The organism is Ottowia sp. SB7-C50 (genome assembly GCF_033110285.1).
Classification (GTDB): Bacteria; Pseudomonadota; Gammaproteobacteria; order Burkholderiales; family Burkholderiaceae_C; genus Ottowia.
The window spans coordinates 1514078-1533155 of record NZ_CP136995.1 but is presented as its reverse complement, the minus strand read 5'-3'; the positions used below and the strand labels follow the sequence as shown (position 1 = coordinate 1533155).

At 68.4% G+C, this 19078-nt stretch carries 16 protein-coding genes and 2 pseudogenes; 13 read left to right on the top strand and 5 right to left on the bottom strand.

The features are described 5' to 3' along the window. Positions 1-119 precede the first annotated feature (119 nt). Positions 120-1556 (bottom strand): pitrilysin family protein, encoded by a 1437-nt coding sequence (locus tag R0D99_RS07320; RefSeq protein WP_317750740.1) that lies wholly within the window; start codon positions 1554-1556, stop codon positions 120-122. A 164-nt stretch (positions 1557-1720) separates the two neighbouring features. Between R0D99_RS07320 and selD the strand changes: the two genes are divergently transcribed. The 9 genes and pseudogenes from selD (at position 1721) to R0D99_RS07280 (ending at position 10579) form a co-directional block, all read left to right on the top strand. Then, on the top strand, positions 1721-2806 hold the full coding sequence (gene selD, locus R0D99_RS07315; protein ID WP_317750738.1) for a selenide, water dikinase SelD: 1086 nt from the start codon (positions 1721-1723) through the stop codon (positions 2804-2806). A gap of 23 nt (positions 2807-2829) precedes the next feature. Further along, positions 2830-4152 (top strand): signal recognition particle-docking protein FtsY, encoded by a 1323-nt coding sequence (ftsY, locus tag R0D99_RS07310; protein ID WP_317750736.1) that lies wholly within the window; start codon positions 2830-2832, stop codon positions 4150-4152. Positions 4153-4388: 236 nt separating this feature from the next. Further along, positions 4389-5489: an NAD(P)/FAD-dependent oxidoreductase gene (locus tag R0D99_RS07305; protein WP_317750735.1), complete on the top strand. Its 1101-nt coding sequence runs from the start codon at positions 4389-4391 to the stop codon at positions 5487-5489. 288 nt (positions 5490-5777) lie between these two features. Then, positions 5778-6983: an ABC transporter substrate-binding protein gene (locus R0D99_RS07300; protein WP_317750734.1), complete on the top strand. Its 1206-nt coding sequence runs from the start codon at positions 5778-5780 to the stop codon at positions 6981-6983. A gap of 143 nt (positions 6984-7126) precedes the next feature. Further along, positions 7127-7990 (top strand): branched-chain amino acid ABC transporter permease, encoded by an 864-nt coding sequence (locus R0D99_RS07295; RefSeq protein WP_317750733.1) that lies wholly within the window; start codon positions 7127-7129, stop codon positions 7988-7990. Between the two features lie 48 nt (positions 7991-8038). Further along, positions 8039-9013 carry a branched-chain amino acid ABC transporter permease gene (locus R0D99_RS07290; RefSeq protein WP_317750732.1) on the top strand — a complete coding sequence of 325 codons (975 nt, stop codon included), beginning with the start codon at positions 8039-8041 and terminating at the stop codon, positions 9011-9013. Between the two features lie 94 nt (positions 9014-9107). Then, positions 9108-9488, top strand: a pseudogene (locus tag R0D99_RS17325) (ATP-binding cassette domain-containing protein); the annotation flags it as partial. A gap of 9 nt (positions 9489-9497) precedes the next feature. Continuing rightward, positions 9498-9767: a hypothetical protein gene (locus R0D99_RS17320; RefSeq protein WP_416365993.1), complete on the top strand. Its 270-nt coding sequence runs from the start codon at positions 9498-9500 to the stop codon at positions 9765-9767. A 2-nt stretch (positions 9768-9769) separates the two neighbouring features. Beyond that, a complete protein-coding gene (locus R0D99_RS07280; protein WP_317750730.1) occupies positions 9770-10579 on the top strand; it encodes an ABC transporter ATP-binding protein in 810 nt (269 codons plus the stop codon). Positions 10580-10768: 189 nt separating this feature from the next. Here the strand turns inward: R0D99_RS07280 and R0D99_RS07275 are convergent, their stop codons facing one another. Further along, positions 10769-11539, bottom strand: coding sequence for an IclR family transcriptional regulator domain-containing protein (locus tag R0D99_RS07275; protein ID WP_317750729.1), 771 nt, complete (start codon positions 11537-11539; stop codon positions 10769-10771). Positions 11540-11667: 128 nt separating this feature from the next. Between R0D99_RS07275 and pobA the strand changes: the two genes are divergently transcribed. From pobA to R0D99_RS07255, 4 genes and pseudogenes are all read left to right on the top strand, one after another. Continuing rightward, positions 11668-12870, top strand: coding sequence for a 4-hydroxybenzoate 3-monooxygenase (gene pobA, locus R0D99_RS07270; protein WP_317750727.1), 1203 nt, complete (start codon positions 11668-11670; stop codon positions 12868-12870). A 276-nt stretch (positions 12871-13146) separates the two neighbouring features. Further along, positions 13147-14059, top strand: a pseudogene (locus R0D99_RS07265) (CoA transferase). A gap of 63 nt (positions 14060-14122) precedes the next feature. Beyond that, the gene (locus R0D99_RS07260; protein WP_317750726.1) at positions 14123-14788 is read left to right on the top strand and encodes a cold shock and DUF1294 domain-containing protein; all 666 of its coding nucleotides are present in this window, start codon (positions 14123-14125) and stop codon (positions 14786-14788) included. A 56-nt stretch (positions 14789-14844) separates the two neighbouring features. Further along, positions 14845-16323, top strand: coding sequence for an RNB domain-containing ribonuclease (locus R0D99_RS07255; RefSeq protein ID WP_317750725.1), 1479 nt, complete (start codon positions 14845-14847; stop codon positions 16321-16323). 24 nt (positions 16324-16347) lie between these two features. On the opposite strand, the gene R0D99_RS07250 is transcribed toward R0D99_RS07255, so the two are convergent. Genes R0D99_RS07250 through R0D99_RS07240 form a run of 3 tightly spaced genes read right to left on the bottom strand, consistent with a single transcriptional unit; the run spans position 16348 to position 19052 of the window. Then, positions 16348-17259, bottom strand: a complete 912-nt coding sequence (locus R0D99_RS07250; protein ID WP_317750724.1) for a sugar phosphate isomerase/epimerase — start codon at positions 17257-17259, stop codon at positions 16348-16350. Further along, complete coding sequence (locus R0D99_RS07245; protein WP_317750723.1) at positions 17256-18167, bottom strand: 4-hydroxyphenylpyruvate dioxygenase; 912 nt, start codon at positions 18165-18167, stop codon at positions 17256-17258. The genes R0D99_RS07250 and R0D99_RS07245 overlap by 4 nt, the downstream gene beginning before the upstream one ends. Before the next feature lie 33 nt (positions 18168-18200). Next, positions 18201-19052 (bottom strand): shikimate dehydrogenase family protein, encoded by an 852-nt coding sequence (locus R0D99_RS07240; protein ID WP_317750721.1) that lies wholly within the window; start codon positions 19050-19052, stop codon positions 18201-18203. Positions 19053-19078 lie beyond the last annotated feature (26 nt).

The following is a 19078-nucleotide window of genomic DNA, read 5'->3' as shown; positions in this document are numbered from 1 at the left end:
TTTCATCGGTTTTCAGGTATTTCTCCCTCTCCCACGCGCGGGAGAGGATTGGGGTGAGGGCGACGCCGCCCCCCCTCACCCCCACCCTCTCCCCGCAGGGGCGAGGGAGCCAGAGGCATTCAATGCCGCGCCCCCGCCGGCGCCGCGCGCGGCTTGGCATTCGGGTCGCGCGGCTGCGGCAGCAGTGTGGCGACGGTGAGCTGCTCGTCGCCGAAATACTTTTGCGCCACCGCCTGCACCTGCGCCGCCGTCACGCCGCGCAGGCGCGCCATCAGGCGTTCATCGGCGTCGAGCGGCAGGCCCTGGATCCAGTAGTGGCCCAGCTCCTGCGCCTGGCCCATGACCGAGTCGCGCTTGTAGACCTCGCTGGCCACCCATTGCGTCTTTACGCGGTTCAGCTCGGCCTCGCTCACGCCCTCTTTGGCCACACGCGCCACCTGCGCGCGCAAGGCCGCTTCGACCTGGGCCGCGGTCTTGCCGGCAGCGGGCACGCCAGTCAGGCTGAACAACTGTGGGCCGCGCCCGAGCAGGCCGTTGCCAGCGCCGGCCGAATCGGCCACGCGGTCCGGCCCTTGTGTCAGCGCGCGGTCCAACCGGGCGCCGCCGTAGCCGTCGAGCACGGCCGACAGCACCGTCAGGGCCAGCGCGTCGTCGTTGTCGGGCGATGGGTCTAGCGAGGTCATCTTCGGCACGCGGAAGTTGAGCGACACCAGCGCCTGCTCGGCCGGCGCCTTGACCTCGATGCGGCGCGGGCCGATCTGCGCCGGCTCGGGGCGCGGCTTGCGCTCGGGCAGGGCGTGCGTCTGGATGCCACCGTAATGCTTCTTGGCCAGCGCCAGCACGGCCTGCGGATCGACATCGCCCACCACCACCACGGCGGCGTTGGCGGGGGTGTACCAGGTCTGGTAGAAATCGCGCGCGTCCTGCGCGGTCAGGCTGTCCAGATCGCCCATCCAGCCGATCACCGGGCGGCGGTAGGGCGAGGCGATGAAGGTCACGGCGCGCTGCTGCTCGCCCAGCACGGCGCGCGGGTTGTCTTCGGTGCGCATGCGGCGCTCTTCCTTGACCACCGCCAGCTCCTTGGCGAACTCTTCGTCGCTGTAGCGGTTGTGGGCAAAGCGGTTGGCCTCCAGCGCCATCACGTCGCCCAGGCGGTTGGCCGGCACTTGCTGGTAATAGCCGGTGTAGTCCATGCTGGTGAAGGCGTTCTCGCGCCCGCCCACCTGCGCCACGCGGCGCGAGAACTCACCCGGCGCCAGCTTGTCGGTGCCCTTGAACATCATGTGCTCCAGCACGTGGGCGACGCCGCTCTTGCCGTCGACCTCGTCCATCGAACCCACGCGCACCCACAGCATGTGCACCGCCGTGGGCGCGCGGCGGTCGGGCTTGACGATGACCGTGAGGCCGTTGTCGAGCTTGAACTGGCTGACGGCGCTGGCGGATGACGTGGACGCTGACGGCGCGAGTTGCTGGGACAGGGCGGCAGGCGCGAACGTGGCACCGGCGGCCAGCACGCAGGCAACCGCCAGGGCAGATGAGAAGAATCGTTTGTGCATGACCGCAGACTGAGTCGGTTGGGCGTGAATTTGTTCCGGACGGCATGGGAGTGTGCCTGAGCCGAAGGCACCGCCGCCGACCTGCCTTTCGTGCCATTGGCGCCCGCCCACCCGGCGCAGTTTGCTATGCTTTTGAAAGCATCGGATGCGCGACAATCCGCCGCATGACCGCTTCGACCCCTGTTTATCCGCCCGCCGGCACCACCGAACCCCGCCTCACCTCGCTCAGCCACGGCGGCGGCTGCGGCTGCAAGATCGCGCCCGGCGTGCTGTCGTCCATCCTGCGCGGCACCACGCAGATGCCGGTGCCGCCCGAGCTGTTGGTGGGCATCGAAACGGCGGACGACGCCGCTGTTTACAAGCTGAACGACCAACAAGCGCTGGTCGCCACCACCGACTTCTTCATGCCCATCGTCGACGACCCGTTCGACTTTGGCCGCATCGCCGCCACCAACGCGCTCAGCGACGTGTACGCCATGGGCGCCACGCCCATCATGGCGCTGGCCGTGGTGGGCATGCCGATCAACGTGCTGAGCGTGGAGACGATCGGCAAGATCCTCGAAGGCGGCGCCAGCGTGTGCCGCGCGGCGGGCATCCCGATTGCGGGCGGCCACACCATCGATTCGGTCGAGCCGATCTATGGCCTGGTCGCGCTGGGCCTGGTGCACCCCGACCGCGTGGCGCGCAACGCCGCCGCGCAGCCGGGCGACGTGCTGGTGCTGGGCAAACCGCTGGGCGTAGGCATTTATTCGGCGGCACTCAAGAAGGAAAAACTCGGCGCCGACGGCTACGCCCACATGATCGCCGCCACCACGCGCCTGAACACCCCCGGCCCCGCGCTGGCCGCCCTGCCCGGCGTGCACGCCATCACCGACGTCACCGGCTTCGCCCTGGCCGGCCACGCCCTGGAGCTGGCGCGCGGCGCGGGCGTCACGGTGCAGATCGACTGGCCCGCCGTGCCGCTGCTGCCCGGCGTGCGCGACCTGGCCGCGCAAGGCATCGTCACCGGCGCCTCGGGCCGCAACTGGGCGGCCTACGGCGCCGAAGTCGCGCTGCCCGAAGGCTTTGCCGACGCCGAGCGCGCCCTGCTGACCGACCCGCAGACGAGCGGCGGCCTGCTGGTGGCGTGTGCGCCGGACAGCCTGGGCGACGTGCTGTCGATCTTCCAGCAACAAGGTTTTGGCGACGCCGCGGTGGTGGGCCGCGTGCTGCCGCGCGGCGAGCGGCCGCTTGTGGTGCGTCAAGCCTGAGACGAAGCCGGGATAATCACCCGATGTTCAGCTTCTTCCGCCGCAAGAAAACCCCCGATCCGGCGCCCGCCGCGCTAGAGCCGGCCGCAACGCCGCCCGTCGAGTTGGCCGATGCCGGCACGGCGGTGCGCACCACGTACGTGCTGAGCGATGACGCCGGCGTGCCGCTGGACGAACTGGAGCGCCAGGCGCTGGCCGCCGGCACGCCGCCTGACGCGGCCGACGCGCCCGCGGCCGCCCCCGAACCCGCCGCCGCCGGCGCCGTTGCCGCGCGCTGGTGGGGTGGTGGCAGTGCGCCCGCCCCCGCCCCTGCAGCGCCGCCCGCCCCGGCGCCCGTGCCACTGGCGCCCGAAGCTCCTAAAAACATAGCTGTCTCCGCCGAGCAGGCCGCCGCCATCGCCGAAAAAGACCTGGAACTGGCGCCCACGTCGGCCAGTGCGCAGGCCGCCCGCGTGGGGTGGATGGACCGGCTCAAGACCGGGCTGAAGCGCACCGGCAGCAGCATCACCACCGTCTTCACCGGCACGCAGATCGACGAGGCGCTGTACGAAGACCTGGAAACCGCGCTGCTGATGGCCGACGCCGGGGTCCCGGCGACCGAATTCCTGCTGCAGGACCTGCGCCGCCGCGTGAAAGAGGCGCGCGCCACCGAGCCGTCGCAGGTGCGCACGCTGCTGCAGGACGCCATTGCCGACATGCTGGCGCCGCTCGAAAAGCCGCTGGTGGTGGGCGTGTACCACCCTACCGTGATCATGGTGGCCGGCGTCAACGGCGCGGGCAAGACCACCAGCATCGGCAAGCTGACCAAGCACTTTGCCGATGCCGGCGCCAGCGTGCTGCTGGCCGCGGCCGACACCTTTCGCGCCGCCGCGCGCGAGCAACTGGCCGTGTGGGCCGACCGCAACCAGGTCGAGATCATCAGCCAGCAGGGCGCCGACCCGTCGGCGGTGAGCTTTGACGCCGTGGGCGCCGGCCGCGCGCGCCGCAAGGACGTCGTGCTGGTCGACACCGCCGGCCGCCTGCCGACGCAGAAACACCTGATGGAAGAGCTGACCAAGATCCGCCGCGTGGTGACCAAGGCCGACATCACCGCCCCGCACGAGGTGCTGCTGGTGATCGACGGCAACACCGGACAGAACGCGCTGGCGCAGGTGCGGCAGTTCGACGAGGCCGCCCAGCTGACGGGCCTGATCGTCACCAAGCTGGACGGCACGGCCAAGGGCGGCGTGCTGTGCGCCATCGCGCGCGAAAAGCCGATGCCCGTCTACTTCGTCGGCGTGGGCGAACAGCTGCAGGACCTGCAACCCTTCAGCGCGCGCGAATTCGCGCAGGCGCTGGTAGGGTAAGTCGCTGCGACCAGCACAGCCAACGGCCCAATACCCGGACGCAGAGGACGCAAAGGTTTCGCAGAGGACGCAGAAGAAAACCAAAGTTTTGGCTGTTTTTTGCGTCCTCTGCGTGATCGCTGCGTCCTCTGCGTCCGGCTGTTTTTGAGGCTCCTCCCACACGCCAGACGCCCGCTGCAACGGTTTGCAACGGCCCGCTGCCGTCGCACGCAGTCGATACACTTCAGCGCATGACCGTGAATCCATCCCGCAAGCATCTGGTGCTTCTGGGCGCCGGGCGCGCCCACCTGCAGGTGCTGAAGTCGCTGGCGCGCCAGCGCAGCGGCGATATGGCCGTCACGCTGGTGGCGCCGCATCCGTACTACATCGAACCCGCCCTGCTGCCGGGCTTTGTGGCGGGCGACTACACGCTGGACGATGTGCGCATCCCGCTGGATGGGCTGGTGGAAGCCAGCGGCGCGCAGTTCGTGCCGGCGCACGTGCTCTCGCTCGACCCGGTGGGGCGGCGCGTGCAGCTGTCCAGCGGCGACGCCCTGCCCTATGACGTGCTGTCGGTCGACGTCGAGCCGGCGCTGCCGCGCGAGCAGATCGAGGAGCAGATCCCGGGCGCGCGCCGCAACGCGCTGTTCACGCGCCCGCTCGAAAGCTTTCTGCAGCTGTGGCCGCACCTGCAAGCACTGTCGGCCGAGCGCCCACTGCAGGTGGCCGTGGTGGGCGAAGGCCTGCCCGCCGTCGAACTGGCGATGGCCGTGGCGCACGCCGTGGCGGCGCCGCACGGCAGCCGCGTCACCCTGGTGGCGGGCGACACGCCGCTGCTGGCCGACCAGCCGCCGTCGCTGCAGCGTCGCGTGCTGGCGCGCCTGAAGGCACAGAACATCACGCTGCTGCAGGACCGCTGCGTTGGCAGCGACGGCCACGCGCTGCAACTGGCCAGCGGCGCGTCGCTGATGTGCGACGCACCCGTGCTGGCGCTGGCCGGCGGCACGCCGGCCTGGCTGGCGCAGTCGGGGCTGCAGACCGACGACGCGGGCCTGCCGGTGGTCAACGAACGGCTGCAGAGCGAAAGCCACCGCCAAGTCTTCATCGTGCCGCCAGACGCGCCGGCCGAAATCGGCCCGGTGCTGGACGCCAACCTGCGCACCGCCATCGGCGGCGGCACCTTCAAGAAGACGCCGACCGATGCGTCGCGCCTGCACGTGGTGTGCTGCGGCGACCGCCAGGCCATCGCCGTGTGGGGGGCCGCTGGGCATCGAAGGCCGCGAAGTCTGGCACTGGAAGGACCGGCGCGACCGCCGCCAGCTGGCCGCGCTGTTCAGTCTGTAGACGGCGCTGCGTAAGCTATTTTTTTGATAGCTGCAGACGCTTCATCTGAGAGCGCTGGCGGCCTGAAAGGTACTTGAAACCTGCGGCGGCGCTTGCCACGCGCCGGTCGAAAGCGCCGCCAAATACCCCGTCGCCCCCTGGAAAACCCGAACGCGATTCGGTCGAAGTGGCACTATACTTCTTGCGAACAGGCAATTTAATTCATGTTTACGATGCGCGCCGTTCTAGGGAAAGCCATCAGCGCCGCCGCCCGTTCATGAATCACAATGCCGCGGTTACTTGACATTTAAAGGAGTTACGCCGTGAACGCTCAATCCCGTGGACTCAGCCGTCGGCTGGTGCTTTCCCGCAGCGCGGCCGTGGTCGGCGCCAGTTCGGCCGGCCTGCTGCTGCCGCAGATCGTTCGGGCGCAGTCCAGCAAGGTCAAGGTCGGCTTCATGCTGCCCTACACCGGCACCTTCGCCCAGCTGGGCGTGGCCATTGAAAACGGCGTGCGCATGGCAATTGCCGAAAAAGGCGGCAAGCTGGGCGGCCGCGACATCGAATGGGTCAAGGTGGACGACGAATCCGAGCCGTCCAAGGGCGTCGAAAACGCGCAGAAGCTGGTGCAGCGCGACAAGGTCGACGTGCTGATCGGCACCGTGCACTCGGGCGTGCAGATGGGCATCCAGCGCGTGGCGCGCGATTCGGGCGTGCTCAACATCATCCCCAACGCCGGCGTGCATGCGGCCACGCGCGCGCTGTGCGCACCCAACGTGTTCCGCGCCAGCTTCACCAACAGCCAGCCCACGCTGGCGCTGGGCAAGCCCATGGTCGACCGCGGCCACAAAAAGGCGGTGTGGATCACCTGGAAATACGCCGCCGGCGACGAGGCTTTTGAAGGCTTCAAGGACAGCTACACCAAGGCGGGCGGCACCATCGTCAAGGAACTGGGCCTGCCCTTCCCCAACGTCGAATTCCAGGCGCTGCTGACCGAGATCGCCAGCCTCAAGCCCGACGCCGTGGCCTGCTTCTTTGCGGGCGCGGGCGCCGCCAAGTTCATGCGCGACTACGCCGCCGCGGGCCTGCAGGGCAAGATTCCGTTGTACGGCTCGGGCTTCCTGACCGAGGGCGTGCTGGAAGCCGCCGGCCCGGCCGCCGAAGGCGTGATCACCACCATGCACTACGCCGATTCGCTGGACACGCCGCGCAACAAGCAGTTCCGCACTGCCTACGCGCAGCAGTTCAAGATGCAGCCCGACGTGTACGCCGTGCAAGGCTACGACAGCGGCCAGTTGCTGATTCGCGGGCTGGACGCGGTCAAGGGCGACATGTCCAACAAGGCGGCCATGTACAAGGCCATGGAAACCGCCGTCATCGACAGCCCGCGCGGCAAGTGGATCATGAGCAAGGCGCACAACCCGGTGCAGGACATGTACCTGCGCGTGGTCGAAAAGGGCGACAACAAGGTGCTGGGCGTGGCCGCGAAGGCGGTGGCGGATTCGGGGGCGGCGTGTAAATTGGCGTGAACCCCCTGAGGCGCTGACGCGCCTTCCCCCTTTTGCTGCGCAAGGGGGACGACACCAGTGGCCGGGCGAAGCCCGCTCCACGGTGTCCACCCGCATGGCCTGCTCCGCGGCCGTTCGATTTTCTTGATTCACACCGCTGATCCGTGGACTTCGCCAATTTTTTGATTCAGACGCTCAACAGCGTGCAGTACGGGCTGCTGCTGTTCATGCTGGCTGCGGGGCTGACGCTGATCTTCGGGATCATGGGCGTGGTCAACCTGGCGCATGGCAGCTTCTACATGTTGGGGGCGTACCTGGCGTTTTCGCTGTCGTCGCGGCTGGGCAGCTTCACGGCCGCGATCCTGGTGGGCACGGTGCTGTCGGTGGTGTTCGGGCTGGTGCTGGAGCGCCTGCTGTTTCGCCACTTCTACCACCGCGACCACCTTGACCAGGTGCTGCTCACGTTCGGGCTGATCTACATCTTCGAGGAATTCCGCTCGCTGCTGTGGGGCGACGACGTGCATGGCGTGGCGATTCCCGCGCTGCTCAACGGCTCCATCGCGCTGACGGACAACCAGTCTTACCCCATCTACCGGCTGTTCATGATGGGCGTGTGCGTGCTGCTGGCCATCGGGCTTTATTTGCTGATCAACAAGACGCGCCTGGGCATGAAGATTCGGGCCGGCGCCTTCAACCGTGACATGACCGAATCGCTGGGCATCAACATCAAGCTGATCCATGCCGTGGTGTTCGCCATCGGCGTGGCACTGGCTTCGGTCGCGGGCATGATCGCCTCGCCCATCTCCAGCGTCTATCCCGGCATGGGCTCGTCGGTGCTGATCATGTGCTTTGTCGTGGTCGTGATCGGCGGCATCGGCTCGGTGCGCGGCGCGCTCATCGCGGCGCTGCTGGTGGGCTTTGTCGACACCTTCGGCAAGGTGCTGCTGCCGCAGGTGGCGGGCATGCTGGTGTACATGCTGATGGCCGCTGTTCTTCTCTGGAAGCCCGAGGGGCTGTTCAAGCAATGAGCGCCCCCCCAATCCAACCTCGAAACCCTGCCGCGCAGCATCCAGCTGGTGCTGGTGCTGGGCCTGATCGCGCTGGCGGTGTTCCCTTTCGTCGGCAGCGAGTTCTACCAGCAGATGGTGGCGCGCATGATGATCCTGGCCATCTTTGCGATGAGCCTCGATCTGCTGCAGGGCGTCACCGGCCTGGTGTCGCTGGGGCACGCGGCCTATTTCGGCCTGGGCGGCTACGCGCTGGCGCTGATGTCGTCCGACAACGGCCCGGTCAGCCTGTGGTGGACGCTGCCCGCCGCCGTGCTGGTGTCCGGTTTGTTCGCGCTGGTGATCGGCTTCTTCGTGGTGCGCACGCGCGGCATCTATTTCATCATGGTGACGATGGCGTTCGCGCAGATGCTGTTCTTCCTGGTGTTCGACAACAAGGAGCTGAACCTGTTCGGCCTGCTGCCGCTCAAGCTGGGCGGCTCCGACGGCGTCTACATCAACTTCAAGCCCGACGCCACGCTGTTCGATCTGGAAAACAAGAAGGTCTTCTACTACTTCGTGCTGGCCTGCCTGGTCGGGGTCTACCTGTTCCTGCGCCGCGTGCTGTGGAGCCCCTTCGGCCGCGCGCTGGCGGGCATCCGCGTCAACGAGCACCGCATGCGCGCGGTGGGTTTTGGCAGCTTTGGCTACAAGCTGACGGCCTTCACCCTGGCCGGCGCGCTGGCGGGGTTGGCGGGCTACCTGTGGGGCGCGCAGACGGGCTTCGTCAACCCCGAGCTGATGGGCTTTCACATGAGCGCGCACGCGATCATGATGGTCATTCTGGGCGGCATGGGCAACTTTGCCGGCGCCATCGTCGGCGCCTTCGCGTTCGAGTTTTTCCTGGAGCTGTTCAAGGACCTGCCCACCATCGGCGGCTTCAACACCGGCAAGCACTGGCAGTTGTGGATGGGCCTGTTCATCGTGGCGGTGATCGTGTTCGCGCCGCGCGGCCTGCTGGGCCTGCTGGAGCGCTTTGGCCGCAAGGGGGGCGACCATGAGTGAAGTCCTGCTCAGCGCCAAAAACCTGACCAAGAAGTTCGGTGGGCTGGCCGCCGTCAACGACGTGTCGGTGGACCTGTGGCGCGACCGCATCCATGTGGTCATCGGCCCCAACGGCGCCGGCAAGTCGACGCTGACCAACCTGCTGTCGGGCGATTTGCCGCCCACCAGCGGCAGCATCGCGCTGGGCGCGCACGACATCACCACCGCCTCGCCCGAGCAAATTTCGCGCCGCGGCCTGGGCCGCAGCTACCAGAAGACCAATATCTTCCTGCCCTTCACGGTGTGGGAAAACGTGCGCCTGGCCGCGCAGTCGCGCGCCGCGCAGCAGCCGTGGAATCCCGTGCGCTGGCTGCAGGGCGCGCGCAGCGATGCCGCCGTCAACGAGCGCGCCGAGCAGGCGCTGGAACTGGCCGGCCTCACGTCGCGCCGCGACTTCATCGCCGGCGCCGCCAGCCACGGCGAGCAGCGCCAGCTGGAGATCGCCATGACACTGGCCACCGCCCCGCAGGTGCTGCTGCTGGATGAACCCCTGGCCGGCATGGGCGTCGCCGAGGCCGAGCGCATGGTCGAGCTGCTGCTGCGCCTGAAGCCGCGCCACGCCATGATGCTGGTCGAGCACGACATCGACGCCATCTTCGCGCTGGCCGACCACCTGACGGTGATGGTCAACGGCACCGTCATCGCCAGCGGCGAACCGGCCGCCATCCGCGCCGACCGCGGCGTGCAGGCGGCTTACCTGGGCGAAAGTCACTGACCATGGCCACCCAACACAACGCCAACCTGCAGGACGATCCGGGCAATCCGCTGGCGCCGCGCTCGCACAACACCGCCCCCGATGCCCGGCACGGTGGCGACCCCGACCTGCTGATCCACGCCATCGACCTGCACACCTACTACGGCGCCAGCCACATCCTGAAGGGCGTCAACTTTGCCGTGCGGCGGGGCGAAACCATTGGCCTGATGGGCCGCAACGGCATGGGCAAGAGCACGCTGCTCAAATCCATCATGGGCCTGGTCAAACCGCGCCGCGGCGGCGTGCTGGTGATGGGCAAGCCGATGACCGGCCGGCCGCCGTACGAGATCGCGCAGCTGGGGGTGGCCTACGTGCCCGAGGGGCGCGGCATCTTCGGCAACCTGAGCGTGGTCGAAAACCTGAAGATGGCCGCCCGCCCCGGCACGCGCGGCCAGCGCGACTGGACCTACGACCGCGTGCTGGAGACCTTCCCCCGCCTGAAGGAACGCCTGGGCCATGGCGGACAGCAGTTGTCGGGCGGCGAGCAGCAGATGCTGACCATCGGCCGCGCGCTGATGACCAACCCCGACGTGCTGATCCTCGACGAAGCCACCGAGGGCCTGGCGCCGCTCATCGCGCGCGAGATCTGGCGCATCTGCGACGTCATCCGCGCCAGCGGCATCAGCAGCATCATCGTCGACAAGAACTGGCGCCACGTGACCCAGGTGACCGACCGCAACGTCATCCTGGTCAAGGGCGAAGTAGTGTTCGAAGGCACGTCCACCGCGCTGATCGAGCAGCCGGAGTTGCTGACGCAGCACCTGGGTGTTTGACAGGCAGGGAGGACAGCCGGACGCGAAGGACGCGAAGGTCACGCGAAGGTCGCGAAAGAACAGCCAAAAGTTGTTTTTTGAATTTTTCGCGTCCTTCGCGAATCCTTTGTGTTCTTCGCGTCCGGCTGTTTGGATTCGAGTCTTTTCTGCCTCCAGTGCTTGTTCTTAAAGCGCTAGCAGCTTCTTTATTTATAGCAGCTGCCGTATCTCGCCCGCCGCGGCGCGCAGGCGCGGCAGGATGTCGGCGGCCAGTTGCGCATCGCTCAGCCGCCCCGGCGCCAGCACCACGTTGAGGGCGGCCACGGTGCGCCCGTCGCGCGTGCGCAGCGGCACGGCGACGGCGTGCACGCCCAGTTCGTGCTCGTCCGTGGCGACGCAATAGTCCTGCTCGGCCACCTGCGCCAGCAGGGCGCGAAAGGCGCGCGGCGCGGTCACGGTGTGTGCGGTGATGCGCCGCAGCTCGCGCCCGCGCAGCCAGGCGGCCAGCTGTTCGCGCGGCAACGCCGCCAGCAGCACGCGGCCGGTGGAGGTGGCGTGCGCCGGCAGCCGCGCGCCCAGGTGGCGCCCGTAAGCCAGCAGCGGATTGACCGGCGCCAGGCCAGCGCTGCGCGCCACGATGACGACTTCGTCACCGTCCAGCACCGCGGCCGAATAGACGTCCTGCGTCTGCGACGCCAGCCGGTTGAGCGCGGGCTGAATCACGCGCGGCAGGCGCGACGAAGCCAGGTACGCGCCCGCCAGCCGCAGCACGCGCGCGCTGAGCCAGAAATGGCTGCCATCCGTCTCCAGATAGCCCAGGTGCGCCAACGTCAGCAGGTGCCGGCGCGCCGCCGCCCGCGTCAGGCCGGCGCGCTCGGCGGCCTGGGTGGCATTCAGGCGCTGGCGCTCGGTGTCGAAGCTCTCCAGCACCGCCAGGCCCTTGGCTAGGCCAGCGATGGTGTCGGCGGCAGCAAGCGTCATGATTGCGCGATGATCGCACAAGTGATTCGATGATCGCGCAAAGCCCGCTGCGCGCCGCTGGCGCAGGCACCGCGCCGCGCCTTAAGCTTGGTGCTTTTCCGCCACCAGAAGAATCCAAGGAGCACACCATGACCACCACCCGCACCCAGGTTGCCATCGTCGGCGCCGGCCCCTCGGGCCTGCTGCTGGGCCAGCTGCTGCACAAGGCCGGCATCGACGCCGTGATCGTCGAACGCGTCAGCGGCGAATACGTGCTGGGCCGCATCCGCGCCGGCATTCTGGAGCAGGTCTGCATCGACCTGATGGACGAAGCCGGCGTGGGCGAGCGCATGCACAAGGAAGGCCTGGTGCATGGCGGCATCGAATTGCTGTACGACGGCCAGCGCCATCGCGTCGACCTGAACAAGTACAGCGGCGGCAAGAACGTGATGGTGTACGGCCAGACCGAACTGACGCGCGACCTGATGCAGGCCCGAACGGCGGCCGGGCTCAAGACGGTCTACGAAGTGCAGAACACGCAGGTGCACGACTTCGACACCGCCAAGCCCTACGTCACCTACGAAAAGGACGGCCAGCAGCACCGCATCGACTGCGACTTCATTGCCGGCTGCGACGGTTTTCACGGCGTGTGCCGCGCCAGCGCGCCGCGCAGCGCCATCAAGGAATACGAAAAGGTCTACCCCTTCGGCTGGCTGGGCCTGCTGTCCGACACGCCGCCGGTGTGCGACGAACTCATCTACGTCAACAGCCCGCGCGGCTTTGCGCTGTGCAGCCAGCGCAGCAAGACGCGCAGCCGCTACTACCTGCAGGTGCCGCTGACCGACAAGGTAGAGGAATGGAGCGACGACGCCTTCTGGCAGGAGCTGAAGCTGCGCCTGGACGACGAGGCGCGCGAGCAGCTGGTGACCGGCCCCAGCCTGGAAAAGAGCATCGCCCCGCTGCGCAGCTTCGTCACCGAGCCGCTGCGCTTCGGCCGCATGTTCCTGGCGGGCGACGCCGGCCACATCGTGCCGCCCACCGGCGCCAAGGGGCTGAACCTGGCGGCCACCGACGTGAAATACCTGTTCGACGCCATCGTCGAGTTCTACCGCGACAAGACGGAAGCCGGCATCGACGACTATTCGCGCAAGTGCCTCGGGCGCATCTGGCGCGCCGAGCGCTTCTCGTGGTGGTTCACGCAGCTGATGCACCGCTTTCCGCACGACGAGCAGATCACGGCCAAGTTCCAGTACGCCGAACTGGATTACCTGATGCACTCCGAAGCCGGCCTGACCACCATCGCCGAGAACTACGTCGGGCTGCCGCTGGACTTTGGGGCGCAGCGCAAGTGATGGAGCAACCCTGACAGCCTGACGCGAAGAGCGCGAAGATCACGCGAAGGACGCAAAAGAGCAGCCAAAAATGGGGGGTTCTGGGTTCTTCGCGTCCTTCGCGAATCCTTTGCGTCCTTCGCGTTCGGATGTGGTGTGACGCCCTGGGCTTGGGTGCGGCGGCGACCCCATGGTGCCACGGCTGGCCCCGCCATTGCACCGCCATGAATATGAGTTAAATTGCCGTCCTGCGCAGACCCAACCTGCGTGAACAGCTATTTTTTTCATAGTAAACCCATGGCCACACGCTCCACGCCCAAGCCGCTCACCGGCACCCGCATCGTCAGCCTGGCGCTCAACCTGCCCGGCCCGGCGGCGCTGATGCGCCTGTCCGCCATGGGCGCGCGCTGCCTCAAGGTGGAACCGCCCGGCCCCGGCACCACGCCCACCGGCCGCCCCATCAGCGGCGACCCGATGGGCCAGTACGACATCGGCGCGTACAACGTCATGCACGACAACGTGCGCGTGGTGCAGCTGGACCTGAAATCCGAACGCGGCCAGGCACAGCTGGCGCGCGAGTTGCGCAGCGCCAACCTGCTGCTGACGTCGTTCCGCCCGTCCGCGCTGACCAAGCTGAAGCTGGACTGGAAGACGCTGCGGCGCGCCTATCGCGAGCTGTCCATGGTCGAGATCGTGGGCGCGCCGGGTGACCGGGCCGACGAGCCCGGCCACGACCTGACCTACCTGGCCGAAGCCGGCCTCGTCACAGGCACCGAATTGCCCCCCCACCCTGCTGGCCGACATGGCCGGCGCCTTGATGGCCAGCGAAGCCGCCCTGTCGGCGCTGATGCAGGCGCGCGCCACCGGCAAGGGCCAGTACCGCCAGGTGGCGCTGTCGTCGGCCGCCGAATGGCTGGCGCTGCCCCGCACCTGGGGGCTGACGCTGCCCAGCGGCTCGGTCGGCGGCGCGCACGCCGGCTACCGCGTGTATGCGTGCAAGGACGGCCGCGTGGCCATTGCCGCCCTGGAGCCGCACTTTGCCCGTGCGCTGTTCACCGTCGCGGGCCTGCCGGCGCCCGACCTGCGCGCGCCCTTCGCCCCCGAATCGCGCGCCGCCATTGCCGCCTGGGCCGCCAGCAAGACACGCCGGCAGCTGGATGCGCTGGCGGTGAAGCACGACATTCCGCTGCACACGCTTCCAAAACAATAGCTTTCAGCGCTTGTAAATCAAGCGCTACCGGCTGTTTTTTGAACAAATTCCGCTGCCGTCGACATGCACCAGCAAGGCCAGATCGCCCGCTGGGACGCCGAGCGGGGGTTCGGCTTCATCGCCACGCCCGAGGGCGCGCGCAACATTTTCTTCCACATGCACGACTTTCGCGGTGGCGAGCCTGCCGAGGGCATGACGGTGCGCTTCGACCGGATCGAGGTGGGCGGCAAGGGCCCGCGCGCCGTGGCGGTGCAGCCGGCCACGCGCGCCGCGCCCGCCGCCTCGCAACGCGGTCGCCGCCAGACGCCCGTGGCACGCCCGCCTGCGACGGGCCCGGATCGCCGCGCGCTTCGCGAAGCGCCGCGAGGCGTCGACAGCCAGCCAGCCCTGTTCGGCGTGGCCGTGCTGGCGTGGCTCGGCCTGCTGGCGGCCATCAGCCTGCGCCGGCTGTGGCCCGTCGAACTGCCGTGGGTGATGGCGAGCCTGCTGGCGCTGAACATCGCCACCTTCTTCAGCTACGCGTTCGACAAGTGGGCCGCCGAGCAGGGCCGCTGGCGCACGCCCGAAAGCACGCTGCATGCGCTGGCTGCCACTGGCGGCTGGCCCGCCGCCTGGCTGGCGCAGCGCGCGCTGCGGCACAAGTCGCGCAAGCGCGAATTCCTGGCGGTGTACGCGCTGACCGTGCTGGTCAACCTGGGCGCGCTGGGCCTGTTGCTGTGGCGCGGGTGACGCGCACGTCGCCCCGCCGCGCTGGCTATGATGGCCCCGGACCACAAGGCTTCGTCATGAACAACCACCTGCACCCGCACCAGAAACAGGAACTGGCCGACCTGGCCGTCGCCGCCATGCGCGAGCGCGGGCTGGAGCCGGAGTTTCCCAAGCCCGCCCTCGAACAGCTCAAGACCATCGACGGCCCGAGCGCCGAAGACGGCGCCGGCATCGTCGACATGACGGGCCTGCTGTGGTGCTCGATCGACAACGACGATTCGCGCGACCTGGACCAGATCACGGTGAGCGAGGTCTTGCCCGATGGTCACGTGAAGATCATGGTCGCCATCGCCGACGTCGACACGCTGGTGGCCAAAGACACGCCCATCGACCGCCACGCGCAGATCAACACCACCAGCGTGTACACCTCGGCGCGCATCTTTCCGATGCTGCCGGAAAAGCTGAGCACCGACTTCACCTCGCTCAACCCCAACGAGGAGCGCGTGGCCACCGTCACCGAGATGGTGTTTGCGCCCGATGGCGAGATCGTGCGCAGCCACATCACGCGCGCCCGCGTGCACAACAAGGCCAAGCTGGCCTACGACTCGGTCGCCGCCTGGCTGGAGGGCAACGGCCCGCTGCCCGAGGCCGCCGACCGCGCGCCGGGCATGGACCAGCAGCTGCGCACGCAGGATTCGGTGGCGCAGCAGTTGCGTGCGCGGCGGCGCGAGCAGGGATCGCTCGAATTCCAGACCTTCCAGCCGCGCGCCGAGTTCGACGGCGATCAGGTGGTCGCCATCAAGCAGCAGGTGCAGAACCGTGCGCGCCAGCTGATTGAGGAATTCATGGTGGCGACCAACGGCGTCACCGCGCGCTTTCTGGCCGGCAAGAAGCGCGCCGCCATCCGCCGCGTGGTGAAGTCGCCCGAGCGCTGGGCACGCATTGCCGAAGTCGCCGCCGAGCGCGGCTGGCAGCTGCCGCCCGAACCGAACTCAGCGGCGCTGGAACAATTCCTCGCCGCCGAGCGCAAGCGCGATCCGCTGCGCTTTCCGGACCTGTCGCTCATCATCGTCAAGCTGATGGGCCGCGGCGAATACGTGGTCGAGCGGCCCGGCGGCCCCACCATCGGCCACTTCGGCCTGGCGGTGCGCGACTATTCGCACTCCACGGCGCCCAACCGCCGCTACCCCGACCTCATCACCAGCCGCCTCATCAAGGCCGCGCTGGCGGATGTGGTGTCGCCCTACTCGCACACCGAGCTGGAATTCCTCGCCAACCACTGCACCAAGCAGGAAGACGCCGCCAACAAGGTCGAGCGCCAGCTGCGCAAGTCCGAAGCCGCCATGCTGCTCGAATCGCGCATCGGCGACGCGTTTGACGGCGTGGTGACGGGCAGCGCCAACGGCAACCAGTGGGTGCGCATTTTCAACCCGCCGGCCGAAGGCAAGCTGCTGGTGGCGCGCGGGCGTCAGGTCAAGGTGGGCGACAAGGTGCGCGCCAAACTGCTGTCCACCCACGTCGAGCGCGGGTTCATCGACTTCGAGATGATTGGCTGACGAGCGCCACGCGCGGGGGCGTCGTCAGACGCTCACGCGCGGTCGCAGTGGCGACCCGGGCCGCGATGTGGTGGCGGCTTCAGCCAACCACAGCGCGCTGCGCCTAGCGCGCGCACACACGGTGGGCAGTGGAATCTGCTGGTAGTCGTCGTTGAACACTTCGAAGCTGATGTCGCCCGCAAAGCCGATGCGGTCGAGCGCGCGGGTCAGGTCCACCAAGGCCGATGTGTGCACGCCCTCGCCCGGAAACACGCGGAAGGTGCGCGCGGTGGTGATGCGGTCCTCGAACGTGGGCGTGTCCTGCCACATGAAGTCGGAAAGTTGCACCAGGTAGATGCGCTCGCCATCCACCTCGTCCAACGCGTCGAGCGGCGTGTTGGCGGCGAAGATGTGGAAGGAGTCGAGCCCCAGGCCCAGGTTGGGCATGTCGGCGCGGCAGACCAGGTCCCATGCGGTGGTGAACTCGTTGACCGTGCGGCCCCACGACAGCCCCTCGTACGCCACCTTGATGCCCAGCGGCAGCGCCAGCATGGCGAGCTTGGCCAGGTCGTCGGCCAGGCGCACGGGGTCGTCGCTGCCGTGGCGCGAGGTCGAGGAGCACACCAGCAGCACCTCGCTGCCCAGCGCCGCGCACATCTCCAGCATGGCCTTGGCGATGTCGACCTTGTAGTCGTGCAAGTGGCCGGGCAGGCCCTCGAAGTCGCGCAGCACCTGAAAGCCGGTGGGCCGCAAGCCGCTGGCGCGCACGGCGGCCACGGCGGCCTGCACACCGCCAGGGTGGCCGACCACGTCGCGCGCACTCAGCATCACCTGGCCGAAGCCGGCATCGCCCATGGCCTGCAGCTTGGCTTCCAGCGGGCCGGCCAGGGTGATGGTGTCCATGCCATAGCTGGCCAGCAACGGGTGGGCCGGGGCAGCATCGTCGCGCACGTTCATGCGTCGGCCTCCGGGCGAACGTGGCGGTCGCGGTGCACCAACTCGAAGGTCACGCCGCCGAGCACCGGCTGGGTGATGGCGCCGCGGTCGTCAGGGTGCAACTCGGTCGCATCGACAAAGCCGACGCCGCGCGCGCGCAGCAGCGCCACGGCCTCGGCCACGTCGGCCACGCCCAGGCCCAGGCGCTGCAGGCTTTCCTGCTCCTGCAGCTGGTCGCCCACCGATTCCGGCTCGACCAGTTGCCAGAAGAAGCGTCCGCACGGGCTGCGCAGCAGCGTGCCCTTGGGCATGATGCCGAAGCGCTGCGCGTCGGACAGCACCTCGAAGCCGAACAGGCGGCTGAAGTAGGCCAGCCATTCCTCGGTGCGGTAGGCGCCGATGTACTGCACCACGCCGAAATAGTCCATGCCAGCCAGCGCGGGCGGGCGCTGGTGCACGGTGGGGATCGGCGTGAAGTCGATGTCGAACACCGAAAAGTCGCGCCAGCGGTCGACGAAATGAAAGCGCGCGCTGCCCGGCCCGCGAATGGCGGGGATGACGAGTTCCATCGCGCGCGGGTGCGTCGGCACGTCCCACGCCCCCAGGTCCAGGCAACGGCGGTGCGCGCGCTCGGCGTCGTGCACGCGAAATGCCACGGCCGCCAGCACCGGCGCACTGCCCGGCGCCACCTGGCTGACGCGTGCGTCTTCCGGGTGGGCGTTGACGACCAGGTTCATGCCCCCCTGGCGGTACAGCAGCACCTCGCGCGAGCGGTGCCGCGCCACGGGCTGAAAGCCCATCGACTCCAGCACCTGCCCCAGCGCCTGCGGCCGGTCGGTCACGTATTCGACGAATTCGATGCCGGCCAGGCCCAGCGGATTGGGGCGGTCGGGCACGGCCTCGCGAGCCAGCGCGGTGGTGGAATCCATGGTGGTCATGACGGGTGGGTGCGGTCGGTCGGCTCAGGCCGGGATAAGCGACACGGCGCGCAGATGCTCCGCCGTGGTTGTAGGGTAGCCGAAGAATTCGAGGTACGCCGGGATCTGCTCGTACAACATGTCAGAGCCGACCTGCACGCGGCAGCCACGTGCGGCCGCAGCAGCCAGAAAAGCGGTCATGCGCGTGCGCATCACCACTTCGCCCACCAACGCGGTGGGCGAAATGCGCGTCACATCCATCGGCAGCGGGTCGCCCTCGTTCATGCCCAGCGGCGTGGCGTTGACCACCAGCGCGCAGCCGCCCGGGTCGCGCGTGCCCGGCTGCACCAGCAGCGCCGGATAGTGGGCGCGCAGGCGATCCGCCAGTTGCTCGCAGGCCGCCGAGTTCAGGTCGAACAGGCGCAACTCACCCACGCCCGCCGCCGCGAGCGACGCGGCAATGGCAGAACCGACGCCGCCGCTGCCGACCACCAGCGCGCGGGCGTCCGTCAGCACCAGCCCCTTGCGCAGCACGCCGCGCACGAAGCCCGCGCCGTCGAACATGTCGCCTTCCAGTTGCCCATCGTCGCCGCGACGCACGGCATTGCAGGCACCGGCGATCTGCGCGGTCGGTGCCACGCGCGCCAGCTGGCGCAACACACTGACCTTGTGCGGCATGGTGATGAGCGCGCCGCGCACGTTGTCTTGCGCAAACAGCGCCGGCAGCAAGGCGTCGAAATGCTCGGGCCGGCAGGCAAAGGGCACCACGCGCGCATTGATGCCCGCCTGCTCGAACCAGGGGTTGTAGATCAGCGGCGCCTTGAAGGCGTGCGTGGGAAAGCCGATGTGCGCGATCAGCTCGGTATTGCCGTCGATGGGGTGCGGCGGGGCGTTCATGGAAAAAATGTGCCTAAAGCCACCTT